14 protein-coding genes are annotated in these 14,983 nt (G+C 53.9%); 13 read left to right on the top strand and 1 reads right to left on the bottom strand.

Annotation, left to right across the window (positions count from 1 at the left end):
- Positions 1-381 precede the first annotated feature (381 nt).
- From BM322_RS12320 to BM322_RS12265, 12 genes are all read left to right on the top strand, one after another.
- Positions 382-1,554, top strand: coding sequence for an ABC transporter substrate-binding protein (locus BM322_RS12320; protein WP_075430914.1), 1,173 nt, complete (start codon positions 382-384; stop codon positions 1,552-1,554).
- Positions 1,555-1,650: 96 nt separating this feature from the next.
- Positions 1,651-2,538 carry a branched-chain amino acid ABC transporter permease gene (locus BM322_RS12315; protein ID WP_075430912.1) on the top strand — a complete coding sequence of 296 codons (888 nt, stop codon included), beginning with the start codon at positions 1,651-1,653 and terminating at the stop codon, positions 2,536-2,538.
- 12 nt (positions 2,539-2,550) lie between these two features.
- Positions 2,551-3,501 carry a branched-chain amino acid ABC transporter permease gene (locus BM322_RS12310; protein ID WP_075430910.1) on the top strand — a complete coding sequence of 317 codons (951 nt, stop codon included), beginning with the start codon at positions 2,551-2,553 and terminating at the stop codon, positions 3,499-3,501.
- Complete coding sequence (locus BM322_RS12305; protein ID WP_075430908.1) at positions 3,501-4,271, top strand: ABC transporter ATP-binding protein; 771 nt, start codon at positions 3,501-3,503, stop codon at positions 4,269-4,271. The genes BM322_RS12310 and BM322_RS12305 overlap by 1 nt, the downstream gene beginning before the upstream one ends.
- An 8-nt stretch (positions 4,272-4,279) precedes the next feature.
- Complete coding sequence (locus BM322_RS12300) at positions 4,280-4,984, top strand: ABC transporter ATP-binding protein (RefSeq protein WP_075430916.1); 705 nt, start codon at positions 4,280-4,282, stop codon at positions 4,982-4,984.
- A 112-nt stretch (positions 4,985-5,096) separates the two neighbouring features.
- Entirely contained in the window at positions 5,097-5,741 is a 645-nt protein-coding gene (locus tag BM322_RS12295) for a CBS domain-containing protein (RefSeq protein ID WP_075430906.1), read from the top strand.
- A gap of 135 nt (positions 5,742-5,876) precedes the next feature.
- Positions 5,877-6,536, top strand: a complete 660-nt coding sequence (locus tag BM322_RS12290; protein ID WP_075430904.1) for a hypothetical protein — start codon at positions 5,877-5,879, stop codon at positions 6,534-6,536.
- 212 nt (positions 6,537-6,748) lie between these two features.
- Entirely contained in the window at positions 6,749-7,927 is a 1,179-nt protein-coding gene (locus BM322_RS12285; protein WP_075430902.1) for a galactokinase, read from the top strand.
- A gap of 103 nt (positions 7,928-8,030) precedes the next feature.
- Complete coding sequence (gene galE / locus BM322_RS12280; protein WP_075430900.1) at positions 8,031-9,020, top strand: UDP-glucose 4-epimerase GalE; 990 nt, start codon at positions 8,031-8,033, stop codon at positions 9,018-9,020.
- Between the two features lie 33 nt (positions 9,021-9,053).
- Positions 9,054-10,553 carry a UDP-glucose--hexose-1-phosphate uridylyltransferase gene (gene galT / locus BM322_RS12275; protein WP_075430898.1) on the top strand — a complete coding sequence of 500 codons (1,500 nt, stop codon included), beginning with the start codon at positions 9,054-9,056 and terminating at the stop codon, positions 10,551-10,553.
- 45 nt (positions 10,554-10,598) lie between these two features.
- The gene (locus BM322_RS12270) at positions 10,599-11,624 is read left to right on the top strand and encodes a LacI family DNA-binding transcriptional regulator (RefSeq protein WP_075430896.1); all 1,026 of its coding nucleotides are present in this window, start codon (positions 10,599-10,601) and stop codon (positions 11,622-11,624) included.
- Between the two features lie 91 nt (positions 11,625-11,715).
- Entirely contained in the window at positions 11,716-12,114 is a 399-nt protein-coding gene (locus tag BM322_RS12265; protein ID WP_075430894.1) for a PleD family two-component system response regulator, read from the top strand.
- A 47-nt stretch (positions 12,115-12,161) separates the two neighbouring features.
- On the opposite strand, the gene BM322_RS12260 is transcribed toward BM322_RS12265, so the two are convergent.
- Positions 12,162-13,052 carry an ROK family protein gene (locus BM322_RS12260; RefSeq protein WP_075430892.1) on the bottom strand — a complete coding sequence of 297 codons (891 nt, stop codon included), beginning with the start codon at positions 13,050-13,052 and terminating at the stop codon, positions 12,162-12,164.
- Positions 13,053-13,262: 210 nt separating this feature from the next.
- Between BM322_RS12260 and BM322_RS12255 the strand changes: the two genes are divergently transcribed.
- Entirely contained in the window at positions 13,263-14,981 is a 1,719-nt protein-coding gene (locus BM322_RS12255; RefSeq protein ID WP_075430890.1) for a M48 family metalloprotease, read from the top strand.
- The last annotated feature ends 2 nt before the right edge of the window (positions 14,982-14,983 follow it).

Here is a 14,983-nt window from a genome sequence, read left to right as displayed (position 1 = left end):
CCATTCAGCGGAAACAGAAAAAGTACTACCCCGTGAACCCCGAGCTGCGTACTATCGGGATTCCGTTCCGCACGCACTAACAGACAAACTGCAATTTTACAGCAATGATGAATTTTTTCTTTTTGAGCAGGACTTTTTCAAGAAATGTCTAATATATAGAAACAAGAACAGAGTAGATTGTTTATTGTATACTGTACTTTCTTATCAAATATACCGAATAAATGATATAAAATGCAGTTGCATTGTGATGAAGTCTACCGATAAAACACAAATGAATAAAATATATAGCTATATTTTCTAAAAATACATTGACTTTTGTAAACTTGTAAACTATAATTAGTTCCATCGTTGAATTGTTTGACGGACAAGGGAGGAATTCACATGAATTTCAGCAAGAAAAGTCTGAAGCTCATGAGTGTGCTTGCGGGCACGATGCTCATGGGTAGTGTATTTGCCGGTTGTGGGGACGAGGGCAATGCTGATGAGATCAAGATCGGCGCCAACTTCGAGCGCACGGGCAATGTAGCCAACTACGGCCAGGCTACCCTTGATGGTTTCAATCTCGCCATCAAGGAAATCAATGAGGCTGGCGGCATCAATGGCAAGAAACTCAAAGTCGTCGAGGCTGATAATAAGTCTGAGGCCTCGGAGGCCGTCAATGCAGCTACAAAGCTGATTTCTGACGACAAGGTCAAGGTCATCGTCGGCCCGGCAGTAACGGCAAACGTCATCGCTGAGTCCCAGGTGGCTACGGATAACAAGATACCGGTCATCGCACCGGATGCTACGAGCCCTGATGTAACGGTGGAAAACGGCAAGGTCAAACCGTTCATCTTCCGCAGCTGCTTCATCGACCCGCAGCAGGGTTCGGTCATGGCGAAGTTCGCAGTAAACGACCTCAAAGCCAAGACTGCAGTCATTTATGTCGATAACAGCTCCGATTACTCCAAGAGCCTGGGCAAGGTATTCAAGGAGAAGTTTGAGGCCGCTGGCGGCAAAGTCCTTATGGAAGAGGCTTTCCTGGCCAAGGATCAGGACTTCAAGGCCGCTTTGACGAAACTCAAGACGGCAAATGCTGATGTCGTTTTCGTTCCGGCTTACTATGAAGAAGTCGGCAAGATCGTAAAACAGGCTCGCGAGCTTGGTTTCACGCAGGCGTTCCTCGGCACGGACGGCTGGGATGATTCGAAGGTCGCAGATATCGCCGGTGCTGATGCGCTGAATAAGACTTACTTCAGCACCCATTATTCCGATAAGGATACTGAGGTCAAGGGCTTCATCGATGCCTTCACGAAAGAGTATGGCCATGCACCGAACGTATTCGCCGCTCTCGGCTATGATGCCGGCAAGATGCTTGCCGATGCCATCAAGCGCGCTGGCAGCGATGACCCGGAGAAGATCCGCGAGGCATTGGAACAGACCAAAGACCTCAAGGTCGGCACGGGAACGATCACGATGGACAAGAATCACAACCCAATCAAACAGGCAGTTATCCTGGAGAACAAGAACGGCGACCGCGTCATGGTTGCTAAGATCATGCCGGATGCTGAGTGATTGAGCCAATAAGGCAGAATCAGAGGGCCGCAGTGATGCGGCCCTTTAGACTATCGCCGGTTGTCCTTCATGGACGGACGCGGCAAGGAGGATATTATGGAATTTACGCACCAGGTCCTGCAGCAGCTCGTCAATGGCATTTCGCTGGGCAGCATTTATGCGCTGATTGCGTTAGGCTATACGATGATTTACGGTATCATCAAGCTCATCAACTTCGCTCATGGCGATATCTACATGGTGGGCGCATATATCGGTTTTTATGCGATTACGCAGGCAAAACTCTCAATCGTACCCGCACTCTTGCTTTCATTTGTCGTTACCGGCATTCTCGGCATGGTGGTCGAAAAGCTTGCTTATAAGCCATTGCGCCATGCGCCGCGTATATCGGTACTCATCACGGCTATTGGCGTGTCATTCTTTCTCGAGTATACGAGCATGTATTTCGTGTCGCCGACGCCGCGCACGTTCCCGGCTATGTTTGGCGACGTTGCCATAAATATCGGCGGTATCGTCATCAACGGCCAGCAGATGCTGATCCTTGGCATCACGGCTATCCTGATGGTCATCCTTACCTATGTGGTTCACCGGACGAAGACCGGCAAGGCCATGCGCGCGGCTTCCTTCGACACGGAGACGGCCCAGCTCATGGGTATCGATTCTGACCGCATCATCTCGATCACGTTCGGCATCGGCTCCTCGTTGGCGGCTGTGGCTGGTGTGCTCGTCGGTGTCTACTACAACTCCATTGACCCGCTCATGGGCATCATGCCGGGCCTCAAGGCCTTTGTCGCCGCTGTTCTGGGCGGCATCGGCATCCTGCCAGGAGCTGTGGTCGGTGGCCTTATTCTCGGTATTGTCGAGGCCTTTGTCTCGGGCTTTGTCTCGTCCACATTCCGTGATGCCGCAGCATTTGCCATCCTGATCCTGGTGCTCCTGTTCAAGCCGACGGGAATCTTCGGTAAGAATACGAAAGAAAAGGTTTAAGGGGGGAGCATCATGAAATATTTACGCAAGAATGACTGTATCATGCTGGGCTTCGCCATTATCCTGTTCGCGGTCTTGCAGGGGCTTATCACGGGACGCGTATTGAGTTCGTTCTGGCAGCTGAACCTGTTGATCGTTGGCATCAACATCATCATGGCCGTCAGCCTCAATCTCATCAATGGCTATACGGGCCAGTTCTCGCTGGGCCATGCGGGCTTTATGGCTGTCGGTGCTTATGTGGGCATCGTGCTCACGACGAATTTCCATATGCCCTTTGCCGTGGCTCTGCTCGCTGGCGGTGTAGCAGCTGGTTTCCTGGGGTTCCTCATCGGTATCCCGACACTGCGCCTGCGTGGTGACTATCTGGCCATTGCGACGCTGGGCCTTGGCGAGATCATCCGCGTCGTCATCATGAATATCGACTATGTCGGCGGTGCTGCAGGTTTCAAGGGCATCCCGCATCATACGAATTTTGCCTGGGTATTCTTCCTCATGCTGTTTGCGCTGTTCTTCATCAAGAATTTCGTGAACTCGAATCATGGCCGCGCCTGCCTGGCCATCCGTGAGAATGAGATCGCAGCTGAGTCGATGGGCGTCAACACGACGAAGTTCAAGGTCATGGCCTTCACGATCGGTGCGGCCTTTGCCGGCGTGGCTGGCGGCTTGTTTGCCCATTGTTTCTATCTCGTCAGCCCGAACTCGTTCACGTTCATGCAGTCCTTCAACTATCTGATCATGGTGGTCATGGGCGGTCTGGGCTCGATTACGGGCTCCATTGCCGGTGCGTTTGTCGTCACGTTCATTTCGGCGGCGCTGGCCAGCTGGCCCGAGTTCCGCATGATCATCTATGCGCTGGCACTTATCCTGCTGATGTTCTATCGTCCGCAAGGGCTGTTCGGCTACATGGAGGTCACGAACATGGGCATCCTGCGCAAGATTTTCCGGAAAGGAGGCCGTAACTGATGGCAAACGAATTACTCAAAGCAACTGATGTGTCCGAGGTATTCGGCGGCCTCAAGGCGGTCTCGGACTTCAATTTCCATATCAACAAGGGCGAGCTCATCGGCCTTATCGGTCCGAATGGTGCTGGCAAGACGACGGCCTTCAACCTGATTACGGGCGTCTATCAGCCGACGACGGGGGACATCACGTTTGATGGCAAGAGCATCGTCGGGCTCAAGCCTTATCAGATCACCCAGCGCGGCATCGCGCGTACCTTCCAGAACATCCGCCTGTTCGCGGAACTTACGGTCCTCGAGAACGTCAAGATCGCATTCCACTTCCATGTCAAATATGGCCTGTTGGAGTCGGTTTTTCGTGTGGGGCGCTATTTCAAGGAAGAGGAGCGGATCGAGGAGGAGGCCCGCAAGCTGCTGAAAATCTTCCATCTGGAGGATAAGGCTGAGGAGCTGGCGAAGAATCTGCCTTACGGCGCTCAGCGCCGCTTGGAGATTGCGCGGGCGCTGGCGGCCAAGCCGAAACTGCTGCTGCTGGATGAGCCGGCAGCTGGCATGAACCCGCAGGAGACGAAGGAACTCATGGAGATGATTGCCTGGATCCGCAAGGAGTTTGGCCTTACGATCCTGCTCATCGAGCATGATATGAGCCTTGTCATGGGCATCTGTGAGCGCATTTACGTGCTGGAGTATGGCATGATCATCGCGCAGGGGACACCGGCGGATATCAAGAATGATCCCGAGGTCATCCGGGCATATTTGGGAGGCGAAGCATAATGGGCAAGATGTTGGAACTGAAGGACGTGAACGTCTATTATGGCGCCATCCATGCGATAAAAGGCATCAGTCTTGAGGTAAACCAGGGCGAGATCGTAACGCTCATCGGGGCAAATGGCGCCGGCAAGTCGACGACGCTGCGCACGATTTCGGGACTGCTCAAACCGAAGACTGGCACGATTACCTTTGAGGGGCAGGATATTGCTGGCATCCGCGCCCATGAGATCGTCCGCACAGGCATCAGCCAGGTGCCTGAGGGACGCCGCATCTTTGCGGAGATGTCGGTCATGGAGAATCTCGATCTGGGGGCGTTCACACGCAAGGATAAAGACGGCATCAAGGCCGATATCAAGCATGTCTTTGAGCTGTTCCCGCGTCTTGAGGAGCGCAAGGATCAGATTGCCGGCACCTTATCGGGCGGCGAGCAGCAGATGCTCGCGATGGGGCGTGCACTGATGAGCCGGCCGCGGCTCTTGCTTCTCGATGAGCCGTCGATGGGCTTGGCACCGCTGCTGATCAAGGAAATCTTCAATATCATCGTCGATATCAACAAGGCTGGCACGACGGTGCTGCTCGTTGAGCAGAATGCCAACATGGCGCTGTCGATTGCCAACCGCGCCTATGTGCTGGAGACGGGCCGCATCACGCTTGCGGGCGATGCGAAGGAACTTGCAGCCAGCGAGGACGTCCGCAAGGCATATCTGGGCGGCTAAGGTTCATATATCATAAGGAAGAAGGGATTCGCTGGCTTTTGGCGAATCCTTTTACTATCAAAACATCAAAATCCCGAATATGGTTTCGGGTAGGGAAACGGAGGATATCAATATGTTTGTTGCAAATCGCATGGCTAAAAATCCTGTAACAGTAACGCCTGACACTTCGCTTGATGATGCGGCGCTGGCAATGAAGAAGGGGAATTTCCGCCGCCTGCCGGTGGTCGAGGATGGCAAGCTGGTGGGGTTCTTCAGCGATAAGGACCTCATGCGCGTAGCTCCGTCACCCGCGACGACGCTGTCGCGCTATGAGGAAAAATCCCTGCTGGCCAAGCTCAAGGTGGCGGAAATCATGAATAAGGATGTCATTTCGGTCAGCGAGGATGCGACGATAGAAGAGGCCGCCCTTATCATGTACGACAAGAAAATCGGGGGCCTGCCGGTGGTCTCCCAGGTCGGTGCTGTTGTCGGTGTGATTACCGAGACCGATATCTTCAAGACCTTTGTCGATGTCATGGAACTCACGGGGGGCAAGACGAGGATTACCGTGCAGGTCGACAACAAGGTCGGCGTGGTCAATGAGCTGTCGGGGATCTTTGCCAGTGAGGGCCTGTCGATTGACAGTCTCGTGACCTGCAAGCAGCCGGATGGCAGCTATGAGATCGTCATCCGTGGTGATATCCCTGATGTAGCAGACATCAAAGCGAAAATCGAGGCCAAAGGCTATAAGGTTATCCACTCGGTCAAATTCTCATGATATCCATCGATGTATACAGGAAAAGTGCGCGATTTTCTGCTTGCTTTTTGTCGTGGTTTCATGGATAATATAAATAGGAATACTTTACTCTGATATGTGTAAGTGTAAGTGTTAAACATTAAGGAGGAAGCTAACATGGATGTCAACAACATTGCTTCGCTCTCCCAGCAGACCGCTGCACTGAGTGCGAGCTACAAGAAAACGACAACGTCGACGACGACGGATGCCGCGAAGAATCTGACCACAACAACTACGACAACCGAGGCGTATAGTCTCGATATTTCCGAGGCGGCTCAGAAGGCCTCGGGGGCCACGAAGGGCATGACGGCTGAACAGGTAGATATCCTCAAAGAGGGAATCCAGAAGAGCTATCAGCTCATGATCAAAACGCTGACTGAGCAGAATCTCAAGCTGCAGGGCTGGCTCGATCAAGGCATCGGCAAGCTGAACTTTGAAGGTATCCTGATTGGCGCGGACAAGTTCGCATTGCCAGAAGTTGCTACGACGCCTGAAGAGGCTGCCAAGGCAGTTGCTGACGGTGGTGCTTATTCGGTGGACAGCGTGGCGACGCGCATCATGGACATGGCTACGTCGATTGCCGGTGGTGACCCGGAGAAACTCAAGGCTATGCAGGATGCTGTCGAGGAAGGCTTCCGGCAGGCTGGTATCACTTGGAAGGATGCCATGGGGCAGGACGACATGCCGCAGATTACCAAGGATACCCATAACGAGATCAACAAGCGCTTCGAGGAACTGTTCAATAAGCTGAACAATCCGCAGCAGGAGGAAGCATGATGTAGATGGGCTCTTGCAGCCAGTCATGACTGCAGGAGCTCATATTTCCTCAATGTAAGAAAACGTTTACAAAATTCTTGACTTTCACTCGGAATAGCGGTAAACTAGAGACAACAAAAAGAAATGCAATGCAAATGCGATGAAGATCCGCTTTGCATTATGTTTTTACCACAAAATGAAAACGTTTACTTAATTTTAGGGAGGAATTGAACATGGAGCAGGAAATCTTGACAGAAATGAAAGCGGTTTTTACGGAAAAATTCGGCGAGAAAGCAACGCGCAGCTATTTTTCGCCGGGCCGCGTCAACCTGATTGGCGAGCATACCGACTATAATGGCGGTCATGTCTTTCCCTGTGCGATTTCCCTTGGTACCTATGCGCTGGTGGCTGACCGCGACGATGATAAGACGCGCGTCTACTCCATGAATCTGGCTGATAAGGGTGTCATCGAGTTTCCGATGACGGATCTCAAATACGACAAGGCCAAGGACTGGGCCAACTACCCGATGGGGGTGGTCAGTGTATTCGAGCAGGCTGGTCACGCCTGCAGCCACGGTTTCGATATCGTCATCAACGGTACGCTGCCAGGCGGTTCTGGTCTTTCCTCATCGGCATCGATCGAAGTGCTGACGGCAGTCATCCTCAATGATGCTTTTGGTTTCGGCCTCGATATGGTCGATATGGTCAAGCTCTCCCAGAAAGCGGAGAATGTGTTTGTCGGCGTCAACTGCGGCATCATGGATCAGTTCGCGGTGGGCATGGGCAAGAAAGACTGCGCTATCCTGCTGGACTGCAATACGCTTTCCTACCGTTACAGCAAGATCGCGCTCAAGGATGCGAGCATCGTCATCACGAATACCAACAAGCCGCACAGCCTGGCATCCAGCGCCTATAATGTCCGCCGCGCTCAGTGTGAGCACGCGCTCAATGAGCTCAAGGAAGTGAAGCCGGAGCTTTCAGCCCTTGGCGAGCTTTCCAATCAGGAGTTCAACATGATTGCCGGGCATATCGAGGAGCAGCTGGAGCGCCAGCGCGCCCGTCACGCTGTCTATGAGAACAACCGCACACTCGAGGCTGTCGAGGCATTGGAGCAGGATGATGTCGAGGAGTTTGGCCGTCTGATGGATGAGTCTCATTTCTCGTTGCGGGATGACTACGATGTCACGGGCAAGAACCTCGATACGCTGGCTGAGCTCGCCTGGGCGCAGGAGGGGGTCATCGGCTCGCGCATGACGGGGGCTGGCTTTGGCGGCTGTACGGTCAGCCTGGTCCGCAACGATGCGATCCCGGCCTTCAAGGAAAAGATCGGCAAGGCTTATACGGATATCATCGGTTATGCGCCGAGCTTCTATGTGGCCAGCATTGCCGATGGCACGCATCGCCTGAGCTGAGAAAAGAATCCAGAAAAGCAGCATAGAAAACGAATAGAAAACGTGATAAAATAGAAAGCGATTTCTGTTTTGATCATTTAGCGATAGAAAGGGAGTCTCCAGTATGTCTATTCTAGTTTGCGGCGGTGCCGGCTATATCGGTTCCCATGCCGTTCATCAGCTTGTGGGCAAAGGCGAGGAGGTCGTCATTGTCGACAATCTGCAGTCGGGGCATCGCGACGCGCTGAACCCGAAGGCGAAGTTCTACGAGGGGGACATCCGCGATGCATCTGTTCTCGACAAGATCTTCACGGAGAATAAGATCGAGGCGGTCATCCACTTTGCGGCTAATTCGCTGGTGGGTGAGAGCATGGAAAAGCCCCTCAAATACTTCAACAACAATGTCTATGGCATGCAGGTATTGCTCGAGGCTATGGTCCGTCACGGTGTTGACAAGATCGTGTTCTCCTCGACGGCGGCCGTTTATGGCGAGCCCAAGCGCGTGCCGATCATGGAAGATGATGAGACGAATCCGACGAATACCTATGGCGAGACCAAGCGCACGATGGAGAAGATGATGAAGTGGGTCAGCCGTGCCGATGGCATCCGCTATGTGTCGCTGCGCTACTTCAACGCAGCGGGTGCTCTCGATGATGGCTCGATTGGTGAGGATCATCATCCTGAGACGCATCTCATACCGCTGATCCTGCAGGTGCCGCTGGGCAAGCGTGATCATATCACGGTGTTTGGTGACGATTATGCGACGCCGGATGGCACTTGCCTGCGCGATTACATCCATGTCATCGATCTGGCCGATGCCCATGTACTGGCGCTGGAGTATCTGCGCAAGGGCGGCGAGAGCAATATCTTCAACCTTGGCAATGGCAAGGGCTTCTCGGTCAAGGAGATGATCGAGGCAGCCAAGAAGGCCACGGGCAAGGAAATAAAGGTCGAGATGGGCAAGCGCCGTGCTGGCGATCCGGCCCAGCTGATCGCGTCAAGCGAGAAGGCACGCAAGGTCCTGGGCTGGAACCCGCGCTACACGGATGTCGAGCAGGTCATCGGCACGGCCTGGAACTGGCATCAGAAACACCCGGACGGCTACGAGAAATAATCGAAGGAAGTTTCAGCCGAAAGGAAGATCACAGTGTCAATCAATACAGAAATCAACCGCCTGCTGCATTTTGCCAAGCAGCGCGGACTCATGAATGAAGAAGATACTTATTATACGGCTAACAGACTGCTTGATGTACTGCATGTTGAGGAGTTTGTGCCAGAAGAAATCAGTGAAATGCTGGAAACAGCTGCGCCAATCCTCCAGGATATGCTCGCTTACGCGGTGGCACAGGGGCTTATCGAGGATACCGTGAGCGAACGTGACCTCTTCGATACGCGTATCATGGATTGCGTGATGCCACGTCCGTCGGAGGTTATCCGCCGCTTCAACAGCGATTATGCGCGGGCACCGAAGGCGGCAACGGATAATTTCTACAAGCTCAGCATCGCCTCGAACTACATCCGCAAGGATCGTATCGACAAGAATATCGTCTGGCAGACGGCGACGGAGTACGGCAATCTCGATATCACGATAAACTTGTCGAAACCCGAGAAGGATCCGCGTGATATCGCCAAGGCTAAGCTAGTAAAATCGGGTTCGTATCCGAAATGCCTGCTTTGCCGGGAGAATGAGGGCTATGCTGGTCACGCCGGGCATCCGGCGCGCCAGACCCACCGCCTTATCCCGCTGCGGCTGGCGGGCCATCGCTGGTTCCTGCAGTACTCGCCGTACACGTACTACAACGAGCACTGCATCGTGCTGAACCGCAAGCATATCCCGATGAAGGTATCGCGCAAGAGCTTTGAGAACCTGCTGGATTTCGTCACGATTTTCCCGCATTATTTCCTCGGCTCGAATGCTGACCTGCCAATCGTTGGCGGCTCCATCCTGTCCCATGACCACTATCAGGGCGGGCGCTATACCTTTGCGATGGCCAAGGCGCCCATCGAGAAGGGCTACGTGTTCAAGGATTATCCGTCGATCAAGGCCGGCCGCGTCAAGTGGCCGATGTCGACGCTGCGGCTGACAGGGGAAGACCGTGAGGCTCTGGCCGAATTGGCCGAGAAGATCCTCGTGGCTTGGCGCTCCTATAGCGATGCAAGTGTCGGCATCCTGGCCGAGAGTGACGGTGAGCCCCATAATACGATCACGCCGATTGCGCGCCGCCGCGGCAGCCTTTACGAGCTCGATCTCGTGCTGCGCAACAACCGCACGAGCGCGGAGCATCCGCTGGGGATTTTCCATCCTCATGCCGAAGTCCATCATATCAAGAAGGAAAACATCGGCCTCATCGAGGTCATGGGACTGGCGGTGCTGCCAGCCCGCCTCAAGGAAGAGATGCGACTGGTCGGTGAGGAGCTCGTCAAGGGTACGCCTGATATCGCAGGCATCGAAAGCATTGCCAAGCATGGCGATTGGTATAAGGAGCTGGTGGCGAAATATCCGCAGGTCACTGCGGCGCAGGTTGAGGATGTCCTTAAGGAGGAAATCGGTCAGGTGTTCAAGACGGTGCTCACCCATGCAGGTGTCTACAAGCGTGACGAGGAGGGCCTGGAAGCCTTCGACCGCTTCGTGGAGAGCCTGACCTGAGGCAAGCTGTTTCGGCAGGGCATCAGAGAAAGCAGGAAGTCATCTATGGAAGATATGAAAAACGCGACAATCGTCGATGTGGCCAAGCTGGCCGGGGTGTCGGTGGCTACCGTCTCGCGTGTAGTCAACGGCAACTATCCGGTCAAGGTGGAGACACGGGAGCGCGTCCAGAAAGCCATCGAGACGCTTCACTACGTCCCGAATGTGCAGGCGCGGGAGCTCAATACCCGCCGCTCATCGACCATCGGCGTTGTCGTACCTGGTCTATATAATATGTTCTTTGCCGAAGTCATCGATGGCATTGAGGAGACCGTCCGCAAGGATGGTCTTTCCTTGCTGCTGAACTGTGCGAAGAACGATCCCCAGCAGGAAATGAACTGCATCAATGCGCTGGTATCGCGCAATGTTTCGGGCATCATCGTCATCAGCCCGAATACGGCCGATATCAAGGAGAGCTTTTACGCGGAGCTGGTCAAGCGCATTCCGCTCGTATTCATCAACGGCTATCATCGCATTGCCAATGTATCCTACGTGGCCAATGATGAGAAACTGGGCTCGCGGCAGGCCCTCGAGTATCTTGAGGGTCTCGGCCACGAGCGCATAATGTTCGTGCGCGGCGTGAATTCTGACTCGTATACCATCAAGGAAGAGGCGTATCGTGAGCTGATGACAGAAAAATCCATGCTGGAGGAATCCCTTGTCGTGAACATTGGCGAGGGCAATGGCGTGGAAACTGTCGACTCGACGATGGCGCGGCTGCTGGAAGTCATCCCGCAGACAGAGCCTACCGCAATCTTCTGCTGTAACGACCTCATGGCCGTGGGTGCGCTCAACGCCTGCAAGCGCCTGGGGCGCAAGGTGCCCCAGGACATCTCGGTCATGGGTTACGATAATATCTCGCTGTCACGGCTCGTCGAGCCCAAGCTGACGACCATGGATCAGAATATGTTCCAGCTCGGCAGCAATGCGGCCACTTTGCTGACGGAGAAGATCAAGGGTGGCAAGAGCAAGCGTGTCATGCTCGACAATGTGCTGATCCCCCGCGACTCTACGGGGGCGGCCCGCAGGTAAGCGCTGGCGTAAAAGCTGTACAAGCGTGGGCTTTTGTAGTATGCTTATGCTGATAGGAAAGTGCAGGACGAACCTAGGCGGAGGATGAGGCATGAAGATACTGATTGCAGACGATGACCGGCGGAACCGCATGGCTCTGGAAGAATTCATGAAGGCATATGGCAGTTGCGACTTGGCGGCTGATGGTATGGAGACAATCGATCATGTCCTCGAGTCGGTGGAGAAACGGGATCCGTATGACCTGCTCTGCCTGGACATCATGATGCCTAAAGTAGACGGGCTCAAGGTACTGAAGGTTGTTCGCGGCCTAGAGGAGCAATACCGCATCCCCGAGGCAAGAAGGGCCAAGATCCTGATGGTGACGGCGATTGCCGATGTCAACGTCGTCGATCAAGCTTTCCAGCTCGGCTGTGATGCTTATGCGTCCAAGCCCCTCCATACAGAAAAGATGCTGAAGGTCATGGCCGACTTAGGCCTGGACAAAGGATAGATAGCATAAGCCCCTGGCATGATAGCATATCGTGCCAGGGGCTTCGTTTATTTTGGGGTATGGAGTTTTTGCTTGAGGTTGGCGACGGCACCGAGCAGGTTGGCATCGTTGCCGTGCTGGCAGGCGACGATGGTCGGGTGGATGCGGGCGACACGGGCATGATGGATGATGCGGCTCACATGCTCCTCGATATTGGGGATGAGGTCAGAGCGGGCGCTGATTGCGCCGCCAATCAGGAAGGCCTCGGGATCGAAGATGTATTGGATATCGTAGATGGCCCGGGCCAGATGTTCGTACATATCGTCGATATAGCGGCGGGCCTCATTGTCGCCGTCCTCAGCCATTTGGAAGATGATGCGGCCGTCCAGCTCCTCGCTGGGAATATTGCGTGCCTTGGCCAGCTGGCGGACCAAGGCGCCCGAACAGCCACTTTCGCTGAGGATATCCTGGCGTTCGTTTACATAGATGTAGCCGAACTCGCCGCCATGCAGATGGGCACCGTGGATGATTTGCTTGTTGTGGACGAGGGCGCCGCCGACGCCGGTGCCAAGCACGAAGAAAGCGACATCTTGATAGTCGCGGCCGGCGCCAGTCCAAACCTCGCCGAGGGCGGCGCAGTTGGCATCGTTTTCCATGGCAATGGGCAGTTTGAGCATGGCGGCCAGAGCGTCGCGAATCGGGAAATCATGGATATAGGGCAGAGCACTGCTGCCGCCAATCATACCGGCTTTGTCGTCGACAGCTCCGGGCAGGCTGAATCCAGCGCCGGCAAGCTCGTATTGCGCTGCCAGCTTGTCCTTGGCAGTTTGCAGCCGGTCATAGAAATCCGGCAAGGTCTTAGGCGTTGGTACAGAGCCCTTCTGCAGGAAACTGCCTGCGTCGTCAATCACGGCGTACTTTATGCTGCTGCCGCCTACATCGAATCCGAGATAATACATGTCAGCCACTCCTTGTTCATAGAATCACTCTAAGCCTAGCATGAAAAGCAGCGGCCTTCAATGGTGGCTGGCAGGATTGGTCGATCGTTACAAAAAATAAGACTGTTATATTGTAATTTCATGAGGGGAAGTTTATAATCGGATTAGATATTTTCTGCTTGGGAGATATCTACCGGAAGTTTTTTGTTTTAAGATTGTTTAGGAGGATTTATGTATCAGGGACGGAAAATCGTACAAAAGAAGATGAAGAAAAAGGCGGCTGCGGCATTGCTGGCAGCAGGACTTTTGGTCTCGATGCCGGTTGGTATGCCGACGGCACAGGCTTTTGGCTGGATGGATGCGCTGAGCGGTGTCATTAACGCGGCGGTGACGTCTGATGCCTTGCGCTCGCAGTTCCTCGATGCCGGCGACAACCCGACGGTACAGAATGCCAGACATGACCTTGCTTTGCAGCAGGCCAAGGCAGACCGCCCCGTTGATGCGCAGGCAGCTGCTATGACGGATGTTATCATGAAACAGATGGTAGAGCAGGGCGATTATGTCCTGCGCAACAATTCGCTGCCATTCCGTTGGCAGGTCGTGGCCAACAATGAATTCAATGCCAGCTGCGATTTTGCGGACTTCATCACGGTTTACGATGGTTTTGTCCAGAAATGCGGTTACAACAGGGATATGGTAGCAGCTGTGCTGGGCCATGAGATGACCCATGGCTTCAATCAGCATATTGCCAACAGCGCAGCTAAGAGCGCCTGGGCAAGTGCTATGTCGGGCATGGCTAACGATGCCCTCAATGCTTCGAACTTCGGGGTCGGTGCAAGCTTGTCATCCCTGTCCGATGCTACGATCCGATTCCTGTCGGTCAAGAATATCAATGTCCCGGATGAGAAAGATGCCGATCGCAATGGCTTTTTCGTCATGGCCTCGGCTGGATTCAATCCTGGCGGTCCGGCAGCTGTCATGGCGCGCATGAGCTATTATACGGAACACCGCGACCAGGTGACGGATTTCTTCAATCCGAGTGACCATCCGGATACGCGCAAGCGTCTGAAGGATATGGCTGCGCTGCTGCATAATTATGGTATCGGTCACACTGAGGTCAAGAATGTCAACGATATCTATTTCGACAAAGAGCTGCTGCTGACCGCTGAGCCTGATGGCATGCAGGATGCAGAAGAGATGGCCTATCTGATCTCTGGCGGCATTGCCAAGGGCTTCCATGACAATCGTTTCTTTACGTCGTGGAATTTCAAGACCCTGCCAGATGGATCGGTGGATTTCCTCACGAATGATCCGGCCTATAAGCCGCTGAAAAACGCGCTGAAGATGGAAAAGGGCTTGGGACAGCGTTTCCAGACCTTGGTAGAGCGCGCTTATGAGAATGATGCGAAGAGCAATGCGCGGGCAAGATACTTGCAGGAAGAGCTCGAGCGCAAGCAGAAGAACAGAGAGTTGCGTGAAAACCAGGCAGCCCGCAAGAATGACTCCGGTGACAAGGCTGTGAATGGCCATATGTATCTGAAGATGGGCCTGACTGACCTGGCGGAAAAAGAGTTCCAGCGTTCGGCCAAGCTCGATGTGAATAATCCGTCGGCTAAGAGCGGCATGGCAGCAGTGCTGGGCAAGCATGGCAAATTCGATGAGGCTCTGGCCATGGCCAATGAGGCTATTGCCATGAATCCGGAGCTCGGCACGAGCTATGTGGCGCGAGCCATCATCTATAAGGATATGGGAAATATGGACAGCGCGCTGGCCGATTGCAATATGGCGCTGCAGTCTCCGAAATCCAACACCTATGCGTACAAACTTGCTGGTGATATCTTCCGTGCCCAGGGCGCAGCAGACAGCGCATTGATGGAATACAGGGCTTATCATGAGGCAAGACCGAATGCCAAGGATATCCCGGCAGAATACGCAGCGCAGCTGCAGTAAGG

Source organism: Selenomonas sp. GACV-9 (assembly GCA_900116485.1).
GTDB lineage: Bacteria > Bacillota > Negativicutes > Selenomonadales > Selenomonadaceae > Selenomonas_A > Selenomonas_A ruminantium_G.
This window is presented reverse-complemented; position numbering and strand designations above follow the sequence as displayed.

Excerpts from the sequence above, each read along its gene's own strand:
- BM322_RS12320 (WP_075430914.1), top strand. The coding sequence starts at position 382 with ATGAATTTCAGCAAGAAAAGTCTGAAGCTCATGAGTGTGCTTGCGGGC.
- BM322_RS12315 (WP_075430912.1), top strand. The coding sequence starts at position 1,651 with ATGGAATTTACGCACCAGGTCCTGCAGCAGCTCGTCAATGGCATTTCG.
- BM322_RS12310 (WP_075430910.1), top strand. The coding sequence starts at position 2,551 with ATGAAATATTTACGCAAGAATGACTGTATCATGCTGGGCTTCGCCATT.
- BM322_RS12305 (WP_075430908.1), top strand. The coding sequence starts at position 3,501 with ATGGCAAACGAATTACTCAAAGCAACTGATGTGTCCGAGGTATTCGGC.
- BM322_RS12300 (WP_075430916.1), top strand. The coding sequence starts at position 4,280 with ATGTTGGAACTGAAGGACGTGAACGTCTATTATGGCGCCATCCATGCG.
- BM322_RS12295 (WP_075430906.1), top strand. The coding sequence starts at position 5,097 with ATGTTTGTTGCAAATCGCATGGCTAAAAATCCTGTAACAGTAACGCCT.
- BM322_RS12290 (WP_075430904.1), top strand. The coding sequence starts at position 5,877 with ATGGATGTCAACAACATTGCTTCGCTCTCCCAGCAGACCGCTGCACTG.
- BM322_RS12285 (WP_075430902.1), top strand. The coding sequence starts at position 6,749 with ATGGAGCAGGAAATCTTGACAGAAATGAAAGCGGTTTTTACGGAAAAA.
- galE (WP_075430900.1), top strand. The coding sequence starts at position 8,031 with ATGTCTATTCTAGTTTGCGGCGGTGCCGGCTATATCGGTTCCCATGCC.
- BM322_RS12270 (WP_075430896.1), top strand. The coding sequence starts at position 10,599 with ATGGAAGATATGAAAAACGCGACAATCGTCGATGTGGCCAAGCTGGCC.
- BM322_RS12265 (WP_075430894.1), top strand. The coding sequence starts at position 11,716 with ATGAAGATACTGATTGCAGACGATGACCGGCGGAACCGCATGGCTCTG.
- BM322_RS12260 (WP_075430892.1), bottom strand. The coding sequence starts at position 13,052 with ATGTATTATCTCGGATTCGATGTAGGCGGCAGCAGCATAAAGTACGCC.
- BM322_RS12255 (WP_075430890.1), top strand. The coding sequence starts at position 13,263 with ATGTATCAGGGACGGAAAATCGTACAAAAGAAGATGAAGAAAAAGGCG.